The sequence below is a fragment of the Phreatobacter sp. genome, assembly GCF_051860605.1.
In the GTDB taxonomy this organism is placed as follows: domain Bacteria; phylum Pseudomonadota; class Alphaproteobacteria; order Rhizobiales; family Phreatobacteraceae; genus Phreatobacter.
The window spans coordinates 248,277-263,139 of sequence record NZ_JBHYDR010000002.1 but is presented as its reverse complement, the minus strand read 5'-3'; the positions used below and the strand labels follow the sequence as shown (position 1 = coordinate 263,139).

Genomic DNA, 14,863 nt, shown 5'->3' with positions numbered 1-14,863 from the left:
GCCGGCCCTTTGCTCGTCGTGGTGCGGCCTATCGCGGCTCGATCCGGAGCGTACCCAGTGCCTCCCGCTCGATATCGGCACGGCGGGTGCGCATGGGGATGAACCGGACCTCTCCCCAGCGCGCCGCCATGTTGCGGTAGAGCCCGGAAGTCGGCAGGCCCGACTGGCCGGTCGAGTGCATGAACAGCGAGCGCTCGGGATCGGCCATGTCGTAGATGCCGCGCAGCGAGGCCGCGTGCCGTGACACGAAGGGCTCGGCCTCGTTGCGGATCGTGTGGCGGTTGACGTTCACGGTGTAGGTGTCGCCGGGGACGGGGACGCGCACGTCGAACACTCGCGCGAGCGCGGGCACGCGCGCGAAGGGCCGATGCTCGGAGCGCGCATCATGGGCGACGCCCCAGCGCCAGGACGTCCGGTCGGCGCCATAGCGCTTCTCGAGGTCGTCGAGCGCCAGCGACAGCGCGCGGGTGACAAGCGCCGCACAGGTGGTCGGCTGAGCCGCCCCGCGCGTCTCGCACCAGGCGCCCTGTCCGTCGCGGTTCGACAGAACGCCCATCATGAAGACCTGCCGCTGGTCCCAATAGTCACGGAACAGGTCCGGGCCGAGTTCGTCGGCATAGACCAGCCGAGTCAGTTCGCGCACCCAGGCGGTGACGATCAGGGGCTCGGCACGGTCGGTTGCCATGGTGCCGTCGAAGCGCCGCAGCCCGTCGATCACCTGCCGCTCGCGCTCGCCGGCTGGCGGGGCGGCCAGCAACAGCGGCAGGATCTCGCGCACGGCATTGGACCGGTGGTCCGCCTGCAGCAGCCGGAAACTCTCGATGCTGTGCTTGTCCCGCTGCCCGAGCAGTTCCGCTATGCGGTCGGCCCGGTGGGGCGTCGCCCATTCGCTGGTGATGAAATGGGCATAGCCGTCGGGCGTGATGCGTTCGTTGGCGGTGATGCGATAGCCGCGGGCCGGATTGAACTCCTGCGGCAGGTCCTCGAAGGGAATGAAGCCGGCCCAGTCATAGCGGGCATCCCAGCCCGGTGCGGGGAACAGGCCGCGCAGGTCGTTCTCCGGCTTGCGAACCGGCACGCGACCCGGCGCGACGAAGCCGATATTCCCGTCAACGTCGGCATAGACCATATTCTGTTGCGGGGCGGCATAGTCGCGGACGGCCGAGAGGAACTCGGTCCAGTTCCGGGCGCGGTTCATCGGCCCGAAGGCCTGGATGGTCAGGTTGTCCGGGCTGAGAGCGGTCCATTTCAGCGCGAGCGCATGACCGGTCGGCACCGCCGACGTCGCTCCCCGCGAGGCCCCGTCCGAGATCACCGGGCCATTGCGGCTGATGCGGACCGTGAGCTGAACGTCCGGCTGCCCCTTGACCTTGATCACCTCCTCCACCGTCTCGAAGCGACGCCAGCCGTCGGGGGCCTGGTAGCGCATCGGATCGGCCGGATCGACGCGCTCGATATAGAGGTCCTGCACGTCCGGCCCGGTATTGGTAAAGCCCCAGGCGATCCGGTCGTTGCGGCCGAGAACGACGCCGGGCAGGCCCGGCAGGGTCGCGCCGATCACGGTGCCGGAGGGCGTCGTGGTGCGGGCGAAGTACCAGAGGGCCGGGGCGGAAAGCCCGAGATGGGGATCGTTGGCGAGCAGCGGCTTGCCCGTTTCCGAGCGGGCTCCCGAGACCACCCAGTTGTTGGAGCCGACGCCCTCCAGCCCGAGACCGAGCGGCTGGATGAGGGCGGCCGCCCGCTGCGTCGGCGCACCCAGCGACCGGTAGAGCGCCGTATAGTCGGGCAGGTCCGGCCAGCGCTCGCCCGGATAGGGCGGCAGGATCTCGCCGATCCGCTGCATCGAGAGCCCGGCCTGGGCCAGCCTCAGGCGCATGATCTCCGCATTGAGATTGCCGCCGAGGTCGAGGGCCATCATCAGCGACCAGCCGATGGAATCGACCTCGGTCCAGCGCTCGGGGGCGGGCGCGCCGAGGATGTAGAATTCGGGCGGCAGCGGGCCGGGACGGTTGTCCAGATAGGCATTCACGCCGCGGGCATAGGCCGTCAGCCAGGACTTCGTCCGGGCATCGAGCCGCGCCCAGATCGCCTCGGACGTGCGGCGGATGCCGATCGTGCGCAGGAACCGGTCCGTTTCCAGTCCCGGGGGCCCGACCAGCTCGGCAAGCCGGCCATTGGCGATGCGCCGGTTCATGTCCAGCTGCCACAACCGGTCCTGGGCATGGGCATAGCCGAGCGCCGCGGCGCCGTCCTCCTCGCTCTGCGCGAAGATGTGGGCGACACCCTCCCGGTCCCGGACCACCTCCACGGGCTGTGCGAAGCCCGGCAGCCGCACGGTGCCGGCGACCTGCGGCTCGACCGCGCGAATGTACCAGAAGCCGGTTGCGGCAACCCCGATGACGGCCACCACGATGAGGATGAGGAGCCATCTGGCGAGACGGAAGACGAGGCGCATGGGCAGGACCTTCGGCGGGGACGGGAGTTGATCACCTCGTCCCTTACCGGGCAAGCTGCCGCGATGCTGCTTCCTGGGGGATGCGCCGGCTGGCGCCCGCAGGACGGCTCCTGCAAGGAGGCCTGGATGTCCGGTCCCGATACACCCGATACCGACGACGAAGCCGCGCTGGAGCGGCTGCGACGCAGGCTCGCCGATCTTCAGAACAAGAGCAGCCAGCCTGCCCCCTCGCCGTCACCGGGACCGCAGGCCGACCGTGGCAGCAAGTCCCCCGACGGCGGGACCCCCGGCGGCCGGGGCCGGGACGGCAAGGCCTGACCTGCTCACCGGCCACGCGCCATGGTCAGCGTCACCCAGCCCTCGATGGTCTCGTGGCGCACCAGCCTCAGCCCGCGCGTCCGATAGGCCGAGACCACAAGGTTGGCGTGGGGCGGGATGATGCCCGACAGGATCACCGTGCCGCCGGTGGCGACAAGCGCCACCAGGTCGGTGGCGAGCCCGACCAGCGGGCGCGGCAGGATATTGGCAAGCACCAGGTCGTAGGGGCCGCCACGGCGGAACCGGGCGTCCCTCAGCCCGGCCGCGTGGATTACCCTGACGAAGGTTTGCGCCCTGTTCAGGGCGGCGTTGGCGCGGGCTGCCTCGACCGAGACGGCATCGATGTCGGAGGCCAGAACGGGAAGGCGGTGGCGCAGCGCGGCGGCAATGGCCAGCACGCCGGTGCCGGTGCCGACGTCGAGGACCGCGCGGGGGCGCCCGGCGCCAGCCATCCGGTCGATGGCCCTGAGGCAGCCCAGCGTCGTGCCGTGATGGCCCGTGCCGAAGGCGAGCGCCGCCTCGATCTCGATGCCGATGGCGCTCGGCGGCACACGGTCGCGGTCATGCGAGCCGTGGATGCAGAAGCGGCCCGCGCGCACGGGCTTGAGGCCATCCAGCGAGCTCTTCACCCAGTCCGTCGGTGCAATCTCGTGGAAGCTGATGCAGGCGGCTACGGCCTCGCCGGCCGCGACACGGACGAGTTCGCGCACGGCCGTCTCGTCCGGGGCCTCGCGGAAGAACACTTCGACGAGCCAGATCCGGCCGTCGGGCGCCTCGAAGGCGGCAACCGCCGTCTCTGCCGGATCGAAGCTTTCCGAGACGATATCCGCGACACGGCGCGCGGCGCGCTCCGACGTCTCCAGACGCATCAGGTGAGTGGGCGCAACGGGGTGCAGGCCTTCGAGCATGCCGCCTCTTCGACGCAGCCGCGGCGCCTGTCAACCGGCATGTCGGCGGACAAAGGTTTCTGCCGCGTTTCAAGCCGCCCCTGCCGCCCCGCAAAAGCCACGAGGCAGCGAAACCCTGCAGAAATCGGTGCGCTCTAGACAGGGTTCACCGACCTGCGTCGGACGAGAACCGGAGTCGCCTCCTCCATGTCCACCCTGCCATTCCGTGCCGCCAGCGCCCTCGCGGCGCTAGTCGCGGCCTCGCTGCTCTTCACCACCGCCGCCGACGCCCAGCAACGCCAGCGACAGCGCGCTGCTCCCCCCGCCGAGGTCGCAGTCGTCAATCGCGCCGCATCGACGCTCCAGTATCTCTACGTGACGCCCGTCGATGAGGCGAACTGGGGCGATGACCGCCTCGGCAGCGAAACCGTTCGGCCCGGCGCACGCTTCTCGTTCCGGTTGCAGGGCGCACAGCAGTGCCGCTTCGACGTCCGCGCGCTCTACGAGAACGGCGTGGAGGAGACGCGGCTGGGGGCCAATCTGTGCCAGCGCGCCGAGATCATGCTGACCGGCCGCGCGCCGACCAGCACCGCCGGCCTTGCCCGCTCCGGCCCGATCGCCCTGTTCGTGGTGCGCAACCGGACCAGCCAGACGCTTCAGGTGCTGCGCCTGACCGATGCGAACGGCCAGGAGGGCGAGGATATCCTCGGCGCTACCGTGATCGAGGCCGGGCACAGCTATACCGGCCGCTTCGCCCGCTCGGCAGGCTGCAATTACGGCGTGGTCGCCACTTTCGCCGAAGGGGGCGATCGCAACATCCCGCCGCAGAATCTCTGCCAGGGCCGCGAGGTGGTCTTCGACGCCGAAACCCCGGCCGGCCAGCCTGGCGCGCCCCAGGCCCAGCAGGGCGAGCAGATTGAGTTTTCGGTCGTCAACCGCTCCTCGGTCGTGGTCCAGTATCTCTATGTCCGCCCCACGGGCTCGGGGGGCTGGGGCCGTGACCGGCTCGGCAACGAGACGATTGCCGCCCGCGATGCCTTCACCGTGAGGATGCCGCGCGGCCGGTCGTGCCAGTACGACATCCGGGCTGTTTTCGACAACAACCAGGAGAACGTCACGAACGGCGTCGATCTCTGCGAGAACCGTGAGCATGTCGTCTCCGGCCCGGCCCTTGCCACTGGCCGGGGCGATCGCAAGCAGCGGCCCGATGTGCGGGCGGGACGGCCGGTGATCGTCGAGATGGCGGTGGTCAACGAGGGCGCCAACCCGATCGAGTCGCTGTTCATCTCGTCCTCCAGGCTGTCGACCTGGGGCGACGACATGCTGAATGGAAGCCGGATCGCAGTCGGGGCGCGCTACGTGGCCCGCGTGGAGCGGGACGACCAGTGCAATTTCGACTTCCGCATCGTCTATCAGGGCGGCCGCGAGGAGCGGCGCATGCGGCACAATATCTGCGAGCGGCGGGAACTGGCCTTCGGCGGCCCCAACGCCTTCCGCATCGACGGCGGCGGGCCGGACAACGGCCGGCGGGTGGTCCTGACCAATTCCGGCCGGACGGTGGTCCGCGAGGTCTTCCTGACGCCGACCCGCGACACGCACTGGGGCGACGACCGGCTCGGCCGCGAGACGATGGCCGCCCGTTTCCGGCTCGAACTGCGCCTGCCCGAGGAGGGCGGCTGCAACTGGGACCTGCGCGTGGTCTATGAAGGCGGCCAGTCGATGGAGCGCCGCGACCAGGACCTGTGCGCCAATCCCGAGTTGGCCATTGGCCGCCAGGGCAGGCCGGGAACGGTGGCCTCGACCGGCACCGGCTTCTACATCTCGGCGACCGGCCATGTGCTGACCAACCACCATGTCGTCGACGGCTGCGCCACGGTGGCGATCTCGCGGCCCGGCGGACAGCGCGTGCCGCTGCGCCTGATCGGCGCCGACGAGGGTGCGGACCTTGCGGTGCTGGTCGAGGAAGGCGCCACCAGCCTGCCGCTGGCCTTCCGCAACAGCCAGGGCGTGCGGGCCGGCGAGCGCGTGGTGCTGGTCGGCTATCCGGCCAGGTCCCAGCTCGGCGGCGTCAACGTCACCGAGGGCATTGTCTCGGGCCTGCGCGGTGCGCTCGGCGACCAGACCCGCTTCCAGTACACGGCGCCGACCCAGCCGGGCAATTCCGGCGGGCCGGTGCTCGATGCCTCGGGCCTGGTGGTGGGCGTCGTGGTCTCGCAGATCGACAAGATCTCCGGGGAGCGCACGGCGCAGAACATCAATTTCGGCATCAAGCTGGACCTGATCCGGACCTTCCTGGCCGCCAATGGCGTGACCATGCAGGACCGGGCCAATGGCGAGGCCATGCAGGCCGCCGACATCCTGCAGAATGCCGACGCCTCGGTGCTGCCGCTCGACTGCCTCGAGTAAATTGCCTTGAGCAAGCGACATCGACCGGACGGCCGTGCGAATCAGGCGAAGGGGATGGCGGACCAACCGCCATCCCCTTTTCTGCGGCCTGCGCTGCCGGGCGGAGAATGCGCGAGGTGATCAATCGGCAGGCAGTGCCTGCCTGCCGCCACGCGCCAACCGGCAAGACTCCGCTACCTCGGCGCTCAAATTCTGTGCATCCGCCGGGTTTCGACAGACCGTTAACGAGCCGGCAACCGTGTTGACGTGACCTTCCGTTTCGAAAGGTCAGACTCCATGTCCCATTCGGTTTCCGCGTCGGCATCCCACAGCCTTGACGACATCGTCTCGCTGACCCGCTCGGTCCGTTCAACGACCTCGGAAAAGATCGTCGAGATCCAGAAGATCACCGGCAGCCTGAGGATGCTGGCGCTCAACGCCCTGATCGAGGCTGCCCGCGCCGGCGACCAGGGGCGCGGCTTCTCGGTGGTGGCGGCGGAGGTGCGCGAAATCTCCGGCGCCGTCGGCCTGATCGCCGAGCGCCTGTCGGTGGAGCTTGCCGAACGGATCGAGGCGCTCGAGACCATGACCCTCTCGATGACCCGCCAGGCGGCCGGCCAGCGGCTGGTCGATCTCGCGCTCAACGCCGTCGAGATCATGGACCGCAATCTCTACGAGCGGACCTGCGACGTGCGCTGGTGGGCAACCGACGCGGCCATGGTGGAGGCACTGGCCGATCCGACGCCGGAGCGGGCCGCCCATGCCTGCCGCCGGCTCGGCGTCATCCTCGGCGCCTATACGGTCTATCTGGACCTGTGGCTGTGCGACACCGAGGGCCGGGTCATTGCCGGCGGTCGGCCGGACCGGTTCCCGGTCGTCGGGCAGTCGGTGCGGCAGGAGCCGTGGTTCACCCGCGCCATGCAGCTGGCAAGCGGCGACGATTTCACGGTGGCGGATATCGCGGTCTGCGGCCCGCTGGGCGGCGCGCAGGTTGCCACCTATGCCACGGCGGTGCGCGAGAACGCGGCCATGCACGGCCGGCCGCTCGGCGTGCTCGGCATCCATTTCGACTGGGAGCCGCAGGCCCGCACCATCTGTCAGGGGGTCCGGCTGTCCGAGGACGAGGCCCGGCGCAGCCGGGTGATGCTGGTCGACTCGCGCCGCCGCATCATTGCCAGTTCCGATGGCGAGGGCGTGCTGACCGCCACGCTGCCCTTCGAGACCGGCGGCAGGTCGCAGGGCTTCGTCACGACGCCGGACGGGATGACCACCGCCTTCCACCTGACGCCCGGCTACGAGACCTATCAGGGCCTCGGCTGGTACGGGGTGATCCAGCAGAAGGCATGAGCATGGTCGCGACGACCGGTGCCGGCTTGGTCCAGTCTCGCGAACCGGATAAATCCGGCAGCATGACGACACGCCCCCGCATCCTCTACGCTCGCGAGCAGGACCTTTGCGCCCGCGAGTTCCAGACCCTTCTGCAGGACTGCTCACTGGGTGCGATCCGCCCGGCAGGTGATCCGGACCGGCTCGATGCCATGCTGCGCGGCGCCAACCTGATCGTCACCGCGCGACGCGACGAACCGGAGCGTCCACTGGTCGGCATTGCGCGCTGCGTCACGGATTTCTCGTGGTGCTGCTACCTTTCGGACCTGGCGGTGGCCGACGCCGCGCAGGGCCTCGGCATCGGCCGCGGATTGCTTGAAGAAACCCGACGCATCATCGGGCCAACGGTCAGCCTCATGCTCGTCTCGGTGCCGGAGGCGGTGGGCTTCTACCGTCGCGCGGGAATGGCCGACATGCCTGATGGCTTCGTGTTCAAGCGCGAGCGTTAGGCGCTATTCCGCGGCGATCCGGCGGGACAGTGGATCGAAGGGAACAAGTTAGGGCAACCGATAGCGGCACGCGCCCGAGCGTCTCTCAGCCGATCCTGTCGGCCGCGATGATCAGCAACATCGGCCGCTCCAGTTCGTCCGCCAGCGCGGGGCGGGCCGCGATATCTTCCGGCGTTGGGCTCCATTCGCACAGGCGGCGGATCGCGAAGCCGCTTTCGACAAGCGTGTTCACGGTGGTGGCGATCCGGCGGTGGTGCTTGACGACGCCGGGAGCGAGCCAGTCGGTCCGGCGCTCGCCCTCAAGCGCGTAGCCATTGACGGGCCAGGTCTTGCGGCCCCCGGCCTGCGCGGGCAGCCAGCCCGGCCGGTCGGCGGCCATATAGATCGGATGTTCGGTGGTGAAGACGAAGGCGCTGCCCGGCGCCAAAGCCCGATAAACCTGCGAAAACAGCCTCGTCACGTCGGCGACATAGTGCAGGGCGAGCGAACTGTAGGCGAAATCGAAAGCACCCTGCGGCAGCTCGACCCTATCAAGATCGGCCTTTTCATAGGTCACTGCGGCGTCGGGCGTCTCGGACCGCGCCCGCGCCAGCATCCTGTCGGACAGGTCGAGGCCGAGAACCGCCGCGGCGCCCGCCTCGCGCGCCCAGCGGGAGAACCAGCCGAACCCGCAGCCGAGATCGAGCACGCGCCGGCCGGCAAGGTTCGGGATCAGGGCGCGGACGGTCGGCCATTCCGGCGCGCCGGCAAGGCCGTGGACCGAGCGGTCGAGGCGTGAATAGCCCGCGTGGAAAGCCGGATCGTCGTAGATGTTCTGCGCCACGAAACGCCTCACGCCGCCTGAACGAAACTGTCGACCACCTTCTTCTCGCCAGCCTTGTCGAACTGCACGGTCAGCTTGTTGCCGTCGGCCGACACCACGTCGCCATAGCCGAACTTCAGGTGGAACACCCGGTCGCCGGGCTGGTAGCGCGACGGCTCGCCGGTCGATTTCGCGACGAGTTCGCCGTCGATGGTGCGCCCGCCGCCCGAGCGGTCGGTGAGCCGGCCCTGAAAGCCGCCGCGGCCCTCGGCGAAGGTCGAGCCGAAGGCCTGACTCCCCGAGCGGCCGGTGAAGCGCGCCTGCGCCTCGTTCAGCGACTTCTGTGCCTGCGCGCGCTGCCAGCCGGGCGTCGCATAGGTGGACGAGAAGCTGTCGGCCCGGTCGAAGCGGCTCTGGCCATGGCCGCCGGCAAAACCGCCGCGCGCCATGCCCCCGTATCCGGACGTGCCAAGCCCCTCGGTGATCTCCACATGCTCGGCCGGCAGGTCGTTGACGAAGCGGCTCGGAATGGTCGACTGCCACAGGCCGTGAATGCGCCGGTTGCCGGCAAAGTAGATCTTCGCGCGACGCCGCGCGCGTGTGATGCCGACATAGGCGAGCCGCCGTTCCTCCTCCAGACCCGCCCGGCCGTTCTCGTCGAGCGAGCGCTGGTGGGGAAACAGCCCCTCCTCCCAGCCGGGCAGGAACACCGTATCGAACTCCAGCCCCTTGGCCGAATGCAGCGTCATGATCGAGACGGCATCCTCCACCTCGCCCTCGCCGCGCGCCTCGGTGACCAGCGCGATATGTTCAAGGAAGCCGGCAAGGTTCTCGAACTCCTCCATCGAGCGGACGAGTTCCTTGAGGTTCTCCAGCCGGCCGGCGCCCTCGGCCGTCCGGTCCTTCTGCCACATCTCGGTATAGCCGCTCTCGTCGAGCACGAGCTGGGCAAGCTCGGCATGGGGCATGGCCTCGATCTGGGCCGACCAGCGGTCGAAACTGTCGATCAGTTCCTTCAGGGTCCGCCGCGGCTTCGGCTTCATCTCCTCGGTCTCGGTGAGGACGCGGGCCGCCTGCATCAGTGGCACCCCGCGCGCGCGCGCATGATCGTGAAGCTGCTGAAGCGTCGCGTCGCCAAGGCCGCGCTTGGGCGTGTTGACGATGCGCTCGAAGGCAAGATCGTCGGAGGCTTGGGCGACGCAGCGCAGATAGGCGAGCGCGTCGCGGATCTCCAGCCGCTCGTAGAAGCGCGGCCCGCCGATCACCCGGTAGGGCAGGCCGATGGTGATGAACCGGTCCTCGAACTCGCGCATCTGGAACGAGGCGCGCACGAGGATCGCCGTCTGGTTCAGCAGATGGCCCTGCCGCTGGAGCTGCTCGAGCTCCTCGCCGACGGAGCGGGCCTCCTCCTCCGAATCCCAGACCGAGGTCAGGGTCGGCTTGTCGCCATCCTCGCCGTCGGTGAACAGGGTCTTGCCGAGCCGGCCCTCATTATGGGCGATCAGGTGGGCAGCGGCCGCCAGAATATGCCCGGTCGACCGGTAGTTGCGTTCGAGGCGGATGACGGTGGCGCCGGGAAAGTCCTTGTCGAAGCGCAGGATGTTGTCGACCTCGGCGCCACGCCAGCCATAGATCGACTGGTCGTCGTCGCCGACGCAGCAGATGTTCTGCGGCCGGCCCTCCTGGCGCTGCGCCAGCAGGCGCAGCCACAGATACTGGGCGACGTTGGTGTCCTGATACTCGTCGACGAGGATGAACTTGAACCGGCGCTGATATTCGGCCAACACCTCCGGATTCTCGCGGAACAGGCGGATGGCCTCCAGCAGCAGGTCGCCGAAATCCACTGCGTTCAGCACCTTCAGCCGCGCCTGATAATCGGCATAGAGCTTCAGCCCGAGGCCGCTGGCATAGGCCGCCGCCTCGCCCGCCGGCACCTTGTCCGGGGTCAGAGCGCGGTTTTTCCAGCCGTCGATGGCGCCGGCGAGCACGCGGGCGGGCCAGCGCTTCTCGTCGATGTTCTCGGCCTGGATCAGCTGCTTCAGCAGCCGGATCTGGTCGTCGGTGTCGAGAATGCTGAAGCCCGGCTTGAGGCCCACCAGCTCGGCGTGGCGGCGCAGGATCTTGACGCCCGTGGCGTGAAAGGTGCCGAGCCAGGGCATGCCCTCGACCGCCTCGCCGACGAGATGGGCGACACGTTCCTTCATCTCGCGGGCCGCCTTGTTGGTGAAGGTGACCGCCAGGATCTCGGAGGGAAAGGCGCGGCGCTGCGACAGGATATGGGCGATGCGCGTGGTCAGGACCCGCGTCTTGCCGGTGCCGGCACCGGCCAGCACCAGGACCGGGCCGTCAATGGTCTCCACCGCGGCACGCTGCTCCGGATTGAGCCCGGCAAGATAGCCGGCGGCGGCCTGGCTGCCGCGCGCGGCCATGGCCCTCTCGGCGAGGCTCGGCTGGCGGGGCGCGGCGGGGTCGGTCATGAGCGGGGAATGTTCCGATTCGGTTCTCCTGCGAAAATGGGGCCTCCGGCCGGCGAAGCCAACCACCCCGGCCACGATTTCCGTTCACGGCATCATGGCGGAAGGAATTGAAACGCCGCACCCCGGCGGCAGGCATCCGGGCGCAGGACTTGCAGGCTAAACCGGACAGGTCCCGCCTTCCAGGAGCCTGCCGTGACCCGTTTTCCGTTCGCCCGCCCGCTCGGCTTCGGCCTGGGCCTTGCCATCCTCGCCGGCATTGCGTTGTCGAGCCCGGCGGGAGCCACGGCTGCGGTGTGCAGCATCAAGCAGACGGCGGACGGTTTCGCCGCGCTGCGCCAGCAGCCCGCGCGGGACGGCCGCCTGATCCGGCGGATGCCGGCCGGGCACACGGTCGAGATGCATCATGCCAGCCCCGGCCGGCCGTCCCGGCAGGGAAGCTGGGTGCGGGTGACGCACTGGGCCGATGGCGAGCTCCATGCGCGCGGCGACGCCCGGTTCGGCACCGGGCGCACCGGCTGGGTGCATCAGGGACTTCTGGACGATTGCGGCTGACCCTTCAGGCCGCCCGTGCCTGGGCCAGGAAGGTGTCGATCTCGCCGCGCAGGCCCTCGATCTGTTCGGCCAGGCTCTGGCGGGCGCGGGCAACGTCGCGGCCGGTGTCCTGAACGCGGTTGGCCACCTCCGTCAACTGGTCCATGCCGCCGGAGACCTTCTGGGTGTTCTGGGCCGAGTCCTGCATGGTGCGGGCAATGGCGCCGGTCGCCGCCGACTGCTCCTCGACCGCCGTGGCGATGGAGGTGGCGATGGCGCTCAGCTTCTCGATCACCTCGGCAATGTCGCCGATACGCTTCACCGTGTCGCCGGTGGCCGTCTGCATCAGGTTGATGCGGCTGGAAATGTCGGTCGTCGCCTTGGCGGTCTGGCCGGCCAGCGCCTTCACCTCGCTGGCCACCACGGCAAAGCCGCGGCCGGCCTCGCCGGCACGGGCCGCCTCGATGGTGGCGTTCAGCGCCAGCAGATTGGTCTGGTCGGCGATCGAGTTGATCAGTTCGACCACCTCGCCGATCTCCTCGGCCCGCTTGGCGAGCGCCCCGATGGCCTCGGTCACGACGGAGGCCTCCTCCGCGGCGCGGCGGGCGACATTGGCCGATTCCAGCGACTGCTGGCCGATCTCGCCGACGGAGGCCGACAGTTCCTCGGTGGCGGCGGCGCCGGCCTGAACATTCTCCACCGTCAGGCGCGCCGCGCCGTTGACCGTTTCGACCTCCGCGAGCGAGGCGGTGGTGGCCGAATCGAGCGCCACCGCGCAGTCGCGCAGCTGGTGGCTGGCATCCTCCGAGCGGCCGAGCCGCTCCTGAACGCCCGTGGAAAAGGCCTCGATGGCCTTGGTCAGAGCCTCGCCGCGTCGCTGCCGGTCGGCCAGAAGGACCTCCTGATAGACGGAGATGGCCAGATCCATGTCCACCATGATCGCCGCCGTAATGGCCTTGAGCCGGATCACCGCTGCGTTCGGCCGGAACCGGTGGGCGCGCACGACGACGCCGTAGAGCTCCTTCATGACGAAGGAATAGCCGCCGATATACCAGCCTGGCTCCAGGCCGATGCGGTGGTGGGTCAGGCCGATGCGCCGCACGCCCGCCTCATAATCCGCATCGAAGCGCCCGGAAAACAGCCGCTCCCAGTGCTTGGTCTGGGCGCTGACGAGGCGTCCCTGCTGGCTCCCGATCATCGCGGCCAGGTTCGGCATGGCGCCGACATGCTGGTAGAAGCCTTCAAGGATGCGCGGAAGATCCCCGGCTATGTCCTTCCAGGCCAGCTTGAGAGCCTGGAGCGTGGGTTCGTCGATACCGTGAAAGACGAGGCGGGATGCGAGGGTCTTGGCGTTGGCATCCGTCATGGCGGAATCCGTTGGCTGGTTTTGCCGGGGGGTTCTCCATCTGGCGCGCAATGTCGTTAATGCCCGGTAAAAGAACTGTCCTTCAACGCCTTCGCGCCCTGTTTTCAACTATTCGGCCGGCCATCAGACGCATACATTCCCCATGGGAAGCCTCGAATTCGCCTGTGACAGCCTCGAATTCGCCTGTGACCGCATCGAATACAAAAACCCCGAGGAACAACTGCTATGAACGATAGCGCTCATAGCAGTTGTTGTGACGCGACGTCTTTGAAGGGCGAAGCCGATGACGGGGGTGTCAGGCCGCCGGATGCCTGAGGCTCGGGGTCCGCATGGTGACGAGTTCCTCGGCCGCGGTCGGATGAACGGCCATGGTCGCGTCGAAATCGGCCTTGGTCGCCTTCATCTTCACGGCAATGCCGGCGAGCTGGATCATTTCGCCGGCATCGGGTCCGCAGAGATGGACACCGAGCACCCGGTCCGTCGTGCCATCGACGACGAGTTTCATCAGCATCCGCGTGTCGCGCCCCGATAGCGTGTGCTTCATCGGCCGGAACACCGCGCGATAGATGTCCACAGCACCGCCCGCGGCGACCGCCTCCTGCTCGCTGAGGCCCACCGTGCCGATTTCCGGCTCCGAGAAGACCGCGGTCGGGATCAGGCCGTGGTCGGCCTGCCAGGCCTTGCCGCCATAGACCGTATCGGCAAAGGCATGACCCTCGCGGATGGCGACCGGTGTCAGGCTGACCCTGTCGGTGACATCGCCGACCGCGAAGATCGTCGGGGCATTGGTGCCGCTTGCGGCATCGACGATCACCTCGCCATTGACGCCAAGCGCCACGCCCGCCGTCTCCAGGCCAAGGCCCGCCGTGTTCGGCCGCCGGCCGATGGCCATCAGCACCTGATCGGCCTCGACCGGCGCATGGCCGTTGCGGAACCTCACCGTGAGGCCGCCAGCGCCCTGCTCGATGCCCGTGAAGGTCTCGTTCATGACGAGGCGGATGCCCTTCTTCGCATATTCCGCCATCAGATGGTCGCGCACGTCCTCGTCGAACCCGCGCAGGATCTTCGGGCCGCGATAGACCAGCGTCACCTCCGAGCCGAGGCCGGCGAAGACCCCGGCAAACTCCACCGCGATATAGCCCCCGCCGGCAATGACGATGCGCTTCGGCTGCTCGGCCAGATGGAACACCTCGTTCGACGAGATGGCGAGATCGCGCCCCGGCAGGGTCTCGTCAGTGGACGGCCGGGCGCCGGTGGCGATGAGAATGCGGCCGGCGGTCACGGTGCGCCCGTCGGCAAGCTGGACGCTGTTCGGGCCGGTCACGACGGCCCGCTGGGCCACCGTTTCCACGCCGGCCCTGTCCAGGTTGCCGGCATAGGCCGCCTCCAGCCGCGCGATCTCCCTGTCCTTGGCGGCGATGAAGGCCGGCCAGTCGAAGCGCACTGGACCCACCGTCCAGCCGAAGCCCGCGGCATCCTCGAAATGCTCGTGATATTGCGAGGCGTAGACCATCAGCTTCTTCGGCACGCAGCCGCGGATCACGCAGGTGCCGCCCATGCGGTATTCCTCGGCCAGCATGACCTTCGCGCCGTGGGTCGCGGCGATGCGGGCGGCACGCACGCCGCCCGAGCCTCCGCCGATGACAAAGAGATCGACGTCGTAGCGCATGGACACCTCGAGGGATCGGGACTCTGTCGGCGGGCTGACGCGGCCGGCAGGTTGGGAAGATGGTCGGTCCTCCGCACTTATCACAGGCCATGGACGGCACAAATTTGCCGGCCGATACCGGCGTCCCCTCCGGGAAAT

At 68.8% G+C, this 14,863-nt stretch carries 11 protein-coding genes; 5 read left to right on the top strand and 6 right to left on the bottom strand.

From position 1 onward, the window contains the following. Positions 1 to 28: 28 nt before the first annotated feature. Positions 29 to 2,455 carry a penicillin acylase family protein gene (locus ACTIFS_RS04075; RefSeq protein ID WP_439572763.1) on the bottom strand — a complete coding sequence of 809 codons (2,427 nt, stop codon included), beginning with the start codon at positions 2,453 to 2,455 and terminating at the stop codon, positions 29 to 31. A gap of 126 nt (positions 2,456 to 2,581) precedes the next feature. On the opposite strand from ACTIFS_RS04075, the gene ACTIFS_RS04070 reads away from it, so the two are divergent. After that, a complete protein-coding gene (locus ACTIFS_RS04070; RefSeq protein ID WP_439572762.1) occupies positions 2,582 to 2,773 on the top strand; it encodes a hypothetical protein in 192 nt (63 codons plus the stop codon). Between the two features lie 5 nt (positions 2,774 to 2,778). Here ACTIFS_RS04070 and ACTIFS_RS04065 read toward each other — a convergent pair whose 3' ends face one another. Then, positions 2,779 to 3,681, bottom strand: a complete 903-nt coding sequence (locus ACTIFS_RS04065) for a 50S ribosomal protein L11 methyltransferase (RefSeq protein WP_439572761.1) — start codon at positions 3,679 to 3,681, stop codon at positions 2,779 to 2,781. A gap of 186 nt (positions 3,682 to 3,867) precedes the next feature. On the opposite strand from ACTIFS_RS04065, the gene ACTIFS_RS04060 reads away from it, so the two are divergent. The 3 genes from ACTIFS_RS04060 to ACTIFS_RS04050 all read left to right on the top strand — a co-directional run bounded on the left by ACTIFS_RS04060 (position 3,868) and on the right by ACTIFS_RS04050 (position 7,880). After that, a complete protein-coding gene (locus tag ACTIFS_RS04060) occupies positions 3,868 to 6,066 on the top strand; it encodes a S1 family peptidase (protein ID WP_439572760.1) in 2,199 nt (732 codons plus the stop codon). 276 nt (positions 6,067 to 6,342) lie between these two features. Further along, positions 6,343 to 7,392, top strand: a complete 1,050-nt coding sequence (locus ACTIFS_RS04055; protein WP_439572759.1) for a methyl-accepting chemotaxis protein — start codon at positions 6,343 to 6,345, stop codon at positions 7,390 to 7,392. A gap of 2 nt (positions 7,393 to 7,394) precedes the next feature. Further along, entirely contained in the window at positions 7,395 to 7,880 is a 486-nt protein-coding gene (locus tag ACTIFS_RS04050) for a GNAT family N-acetyltransferase (RefSeq protein WP_439572758.1), read from the top strand. Between the two features lie 85 nt (positions 7,881 to 7,965). On the opposite strand, the gene ACTIFS_RS04045 is transcribed toward ACTIFS_RS04050, so the two are convergent. Together ACTIFS_RS04045 and ACTIFS_RS04040 are read right to left on the bottom strand one after the other, a co-directional pair. Beyond that, entirely contained in the window at positions 7,966 to 8,703 is a 738-nt protein-coding gene (locus ACTIFS_RS04045; RefSeq protein WP_439572757.1) for a class I SAM-dependent methyltransferase, read from the bottom strand. Positions 8,704 to 8,711: 8 nt separating this feature from the next. Beyond that, complete coding sequence (locus tag ACTIFS_RS04040) at positions 8,712 to 11,159, bottom strand: ATP-dependent helicase (protein WP_439572756.1); 2,448 nt, start codon at positions 11,157 to 11,159, stop codon at positions 8,712 to 8,714. A 192-nt stretch (positions 11,160 to 11,351) separates the two neighbouring features. On the opposite strand from ACTIFS_RS04040, the gene ACTIFS_RS04035 reads away from it, so the two are divergent. After that, on the top strand, positions 11,352 to 11,711 hold the full coding sequence (locus ACTIFS_RS04035; RefSeq protein ID WP_439572755.1) for an SH3 domain-containing protein: 360 nt from the start codon (positions 11,352 to 11,354) through the stop codon (positions 11,709 to 11,711). Between the two features lie 4 nt (positions 11,712 to 11,715). Here the strand turns inward: ACTIFS_RS04035 and ACTIFS_RS04030 are convergent, their stop codons facing one another. Together ACTIFS_RS04030 and gor are read right to left on the bottom strand one after the other, a co-directional pair. Continuing rightward, entirely contained in the window at positions 11,716 to 13,056 is a 1,341-nt protein-coding gene (locus ACTIFS_RS04030; protein ID WP_439572754.1) for a methyl-accepting chemotaxis protein, read from the bottom strand. A gap of 295 nt (positions 13,057 to 13,351) precedes the next feature. Further along, positions 13,352 to 14,725, bottom strand: coding sequence for a glutathione-disulfide reductase (gene gor, locus ACTIFS_RS04025; RefSeq protein WP_439572753.1), 1,374 nt, complete (start codon positions 14,723 to 14,725; stop codon positions 13,352 to 13,354). Positions 14,726 to 14,863: the final 138 nt, after the last annotated feature.